Source organism: uncultured Negativibacillus sp., assembly GCF_944388365.1.
Lineage (GTDB): Bacteria > Bacillota > Clostridia > Oscillospirales > Ruminococcaceae > Negativibacillus.
On sequence record NZ_CALXIN010000121.1, the window covers coordinates 1 to 4,941 of the forward strand.

Here is a 4,941-nt window from a genome sequence, read left to right on the forward strand (position 1 = left end):
GGGCATCACAGTCAGCAGAGAACCCACCTAAGCAGCGCTGGCAGTCCTGGCCATGAAGAGCGGAGTGGAGTACGACCGGAGCGGCTGCACGCTGCTCAAGGAGCTTCCGTTTGATTCGCGCCGAAAGATGATGTCGGTGCTGGTGCGCACCCGCACGGGAGAGCTGATGATGTTCACCAAAGGTGCGCCCGACATCCTGCTGCAGCGGTGTGCCTTTGTACAGAAAAACGGCAGCGTCTCCGCGATGACGCCGTCGATGCGCCAGAGCATCCTCAAGCAAAATGAGGAGATGGCCTCCCAGGCGATGCGCGTGCTTGCACTGTGCTGGAGAAAGATTTCGGGCAGCTTTGACACCAGCGAGCAAAATCTGGTGTTCTGTTCGCTGGCAGGGATGATCGACCCGCCTCGTAAGGAGGCATTCGAGGCGGTCAACCGCTGCCGCAGAGCGCAGATTCGTCCCGTAATGATTACCGGCGACAGCAAGGAGACTGCCTGTGCGGTGGCTTCCCAGCTGAAGATTCTGACTCCAGGCGGACAGGTGCTCACCGGCAGCGAGCTGGACAAACTCGACGACGACCGGTTTTTGCACCTGCTGCCCAAGGTGAATGTATTTGCAAGGGTGACACCGGCGCATAAGCTGCGAATTGTCCGCGCCTTCAAGTCACAGGGAGCGATTGTGGCGATGACCGGCGACGGCGTCAACGATGCGCCGGCGGTCAAGGAGGCCAACATCGGTGTGTCGATGGGCAAAAACGGCACCGATGTCACCAAGGAGGCAAGCGACGTCATTTTGATGGACGACAACTTTGCCACGCTGGTCTGTGCGATTGAGGAAGGCAGGGTGATCTATCAGAACATCCGCAAGTTTATTCGCTACCTGCTCTCCTGCAACATCGGTGAGGTCATCACCATGTTTCTGGCGATGCTGATGGGAATGCCGGTGCCACTGCTGCCGATTCAGATTCTGCTGATTAACCTGGTCACCGACGGCCTGCCTGCCATTGCGCTGGGACTGGACCCACCGGACAGGGATGTGATGGACCAGAAGCCCCGCCGCAGCACCGATTCGATCTTTTCGGGCGGCCTGCTGGAGGTCATTCTGTTCCGCGGCGCGCTGATTGGACTGAGCACCATCGCTGTCTTTTCGATGCTGCTGACCGGCGGCGCCTCGTTGGAGATGGCGCGCACCGGAGCGCTGGTCACCTTGATTCTGACCCAGCTGATCCACGTCTTTGAGTGCAAATCCGAGACAAGGACGCTGTTTGGCATCCCGTTTTTCAACAACTTCAAGCTGATCGCGGCGGTGTGCACCTCGCTGTGTGTGATGAGCTTTGCGGTATGGCATCCGATGGGACGGATGATCTTTGAGACAACGGCGCTGGGTGTCGAACAGATGAAGCTGATCGGTGTGCTGGTGATGGCAGCACCGATATTGTGGGCGTTTATCAGCGGCGTATGGTTCCACAAACGCTCCGATCGAACCAAAATTTGATTTTTCTTCCTTTATATGCTATAATAAGCCACACAAAATGAGAGAACATCTCCTTTTGTATCTATGGATGAATCTAGTTTTAGGTGGCGAAAAATTTGTACAAAAAGATCCTCTTTTACATGATGCTGGCAGGCTGCGTCACAAGGGTGACTGCCTTTGTTGTGCTGTCCCTGCTGGGACGGGTCCATCTGCCGCTGTTTGTCGTGGTGCTGTCGCTGTTGATTGCAGTGTATGGCATTGTATTGGTTGTAAAGCAGTTTGTTTCCAAGCTGACGCTGGGCCAGCTGGTGTCCTATCAGCTGGCGGCGGATGTGGGCGCGGTCATCTCCTTTGTGGCGATGCGCCTGTCGTTGGTGGATGTTTCCCTGATTGAAACGCTCATCACCGGTTCGGTTCTGTCGGTGCTGCTGAGCGTGACAGTGCTGTATATGACCTTCCGCAGAAAGCGGTACATCACCATTCAGAAGCGTCGGGAAGAAAACCGACAGAAGTCGGCGAGCAAATAAAAGCAAGGAAAACAGGGGGTAAAATGGTATGGACGAAAACAAAAAAGCTGTGATGGAAAAACGAATCGAAAAGACCATGGCAAATCTTGCAAAAAACAAGATGAAACCATACTATGCAAAGGATAAGCAGGAGGCGCTGCAGCTGGTGGAAAGTCTGCTCCAGGAGGGCCAGACGATTGCCTGCGGCGGTTCGATGACGCTGGAGGAATGCGGCATCATGCAGCTTTTGCGCAGCGGCAAGTATAACTTCCTCGACCGCGCAAAACCAGGTCTGACTCCACAGGACATCACCGAAATCTACCGCAAAGCCTTCTTTGCCGACAATTACCTTCTCAGTGCCAACGCTATCACCGAAAATGGTGAGCTGTACAACGTCGATGGAAACTCCAACCGTGTGGCTGCACTGGCCTTTGGACCATCCAGTGTCATCGTGGTGGCAGGCTACAACAAGATTGTACCGGACATCGACGCAGCAGTGGAGCGGGTCAAAAAGACAGCAGCTCCGGCAAATGCTATCCGACTGCACTGTGCAACTCCGTGCGCCAAGGTTGGCGAGTGTATGGACTGCCACAGCGACGGACGCATCTGCTGCAACTATCTGGTCAGCGCACAGCAGCGCCATCAGGACCGCATCAAGGTCATTCTGGTCGGCGAGGAGCTGGGCTATTAACCAATCAAAACAAACAGGCGGACAGCATCTGCTGTCCGCCTGTTGTTGTATATGCAAATTACTTGGAGGAGAGGGAGGCTGCTCTGCGCCGGTATTCGCTGGGAGTCTGCTGCTGGTGGTTCTTAAAGTAGCGCGCAAAGTAAAACTGGTCGCAGAAGCCCAGCTGTTCGGAAATCTCTCCAATGGACATCGGAGAGGACAGCAGCAGCTGACAGGCGCGGGTGAACAGCAGGTGGTCGAGGTAGGCGCCCAGCGTCAGTCCTGTTTCCTGCCGGAAACGTTTGGACAGGGTACTTTCCGAAACGTGCAGTTCCTCCGCCAGCTTTTTGACGGTGCAGCTCGAGGAGATGTTGCGCTGTGCCACCGGAAACAGGCGGGTGAGCAATGGGGAATAGTGCAGCACCTGTGCGCCGGCACCGGAAAGCTCGATGAGCTTTGCAATATCGCTGAGCAAGGCGGATTTGAGCCGCAAAGCAGAGGCGGCGTCGCTTTTCTGGTAGAGCTGATACACCTGCTGCATCTGCTGGTCAGAGACGGGCAGGCGGTAGCAGTCCTGACAGCCGAAAAACAGGTCGATGCCGTTGGGAAGATAGAGGTTGATGTGAAAGTAGAGCTGTTCCATCCAGTCGTCGCACTGGTAGCGGTAGCCAAGTCCGGCGGGAATGAGGTAGCAGCTGCCGGCGCTCAGACAGCACTGACCGGAGGGAAGCAGCACAGTGCCCTCTCCGCCGCGGATATAGTAAAGCCGTGAAAAAGGCGAGCGGACGTCGCTGTTGTTCCAGCGGCTGTCCAGCATCGCCAGACCTGCCTCGGCGATCTCCAGCCGGATATTGCTGATCAGCGAGATCAGGTCGGGATTTCGTTTGATGTCCATCGTGTATTCTCCATATTATTTCCTGATTTTTTAATGGGATATTTCCTGAAAATACTATATACTATCTTTCATAAACAGGCAAGAGCTTTGCCAAAAAGTCCATAATCCCTGCCATATAAGGAGGATTTTTCATGTCCAGTTATGTTACCAGAAAAACCCCAGGCGATACCTCCTGGTTTACCCATGACCGCTTTGGTATGTTCATTCACTGGGGCCTGTATGCTCTGCCGGCACGCCATGAATGGGTCAAGACCCGTGAGCGCACCCCTGAGGATGTATACGATCGTTATTTCAAGCACTTTGACCCTGATCTGTACGATCCAAAGGAATGGGCACGTCAGGCAAAAGCTGCCGGTATGCGCTATGCTGTGTTTACCACCAAACACCACGAGGGCTTCTGCATGTTCGACAGCCAGTACACCGACTATAAATGCACCAACACTCCTGCCGGCCGCGACCTGGTCCGCGAGTTTGTCGATGCGTTCCGCGCCGAGGGCATCCACATCGGCTTTTACTATTCGCTGATCGACTGGCATCATCCTGACTTCACCATCGACGTCAACCATCCGCGCCGCGACGACCCTGATGCAAAACAGCAGAACGAGGGCAGAGATATGCGCCGTTATGCCGAGTATATGCGCAATCAGGTCCGCGAGCTGCTGACCAACTACGGCAAAATCGACATCATGTGGTTCGATTTCTCTTACAGCCAGCGCCACGGAGAAGGCGACAAGGCATGGTTGGGCGGCAAAGGCAAGGACGACTGGGAATCTGAGAAGCTGCTGGAACTGGCGCGCAGCCTCCAGCCAGGCATCATCATCGACAACCGCACCGAGATTGAGCAGGACATCTGGACACCGGAGCAGTTCCAGCCGACCGACTGGTTCCGTCATCCAAAGACAGGCGAGCTGGTTGTGTGGGAAGCCTGCCAGACATTGTCCGGCTCCTGGGGCTACTACCGCGACGAATACACCTGGAAGTCGCCGGAGATGCTGCTGCGGATGCTCATCAGCACCGTTGCCAACGGCGGCAACCTCATCATGAACGTCGGTCCGACTGCCCGCGGCTATCTGGATTACCGCGCAGAGGAGGCGCTCAAGGTCTACGCCGACTGGATGAAGTACAACAGCCGTTCGATCTACGGCTGCACCAAGGCGGAGCCGGAGTTCAAGACGCCGACCGACTGCCGCCTGACCCAGAGCGAGGACGGCAAACGTCTGTACATCCATCTGTTCGCCTATCCGTTTGATAACTTCAAGGTGGAAGGTCTTGCAGGACACGTTGAGTACGCACAGTTTTTGCACGACGGCAGCGAGGTCAAATTCACCGAGGGCAAGGTCGAGCTGCTGAGCGACGACAAGCAGGAGGACGACGAAAGCGCAGCCTTCTTCTATCTGCC

General features: G+C 55.5%; 5 protein-coding genes. 4 read left to right on the forward strand and 1 reads right to left on the reverse strand.

The window, feature by feature from the left end:
- Window positions 1-46: 46 nt before the first annotated feature.
- The 3 genes from Q0L39_RS10650 (at window position 47) to Q0L39_RS10660 (ending at window position 2,668) form a co-directional block, all read left to right on the forward strand.
- Window positions 47-1,492 (forward strand): cation-translocating P-type ATPase, encoded by a 1,446-nt coding sequence (locus Q0L39_RS10650; RefSeq protein ID WP_296629056.1) that lies wholly within the window; start codon window positions 47-49, stop codon window positions 1,490-1,492.
- A 95-nt stretch (window positions 1,493-1,587) separates the two neighbouring features.
- Window positions 1,588-1,998 (forward strand): hypothetical protein, encoded by a 411-nt coding sequence (locus Q0L39_RS10655; RefSeq protein WP_296629049.1) that lies wholly within the window; start codon window positions 1,588-1,590, stop codon window positions 1,996-1,998.
- A 28-nt stretch (window positions 1,999-2,026) separates the two neighbouring features.
- Complete coding sequence (locus Q0L39_RS10660) at window positions 2,027-2,668, forward strand: lactate utilization protein (protein WP_296629050.1); 642 nt, start codon at window positions 2,027-2,029, stop codon at window positions 2,666-2,668.
- A 58-nt stretch (window positions 2,669-2,726) separates the two neighbouring features.
- Here Q0L39_RS10660 and Q0L39_RS10665 read toward each other — a convergent pair whose 3' ends face one another.
- Window positions 2,727-3,542: an AraC family transcriptional regulator gene (locus Q0L39_RS10665; protein ID WP_296629052.1), complete on the reverse strand. Its 816-nt coding sequence runs from the start codon at window positions 3,540-3,542 to the stop codon at window positions 2,727-2,729.
- 131 nt (window positions 3,543-3,673) lie between these two features.
- Here Q0L39_RS10665 and Q0L39_RS10670 point away from each other — a divergent pair.
- Window positions 3,674-4,941: alpha-L-fucosidase (locus Q0L39_RS10670; protein ID WP_296629054.1), on the forward strand; the 1,268-nt coding region annotated here is incomplete at its 3' end.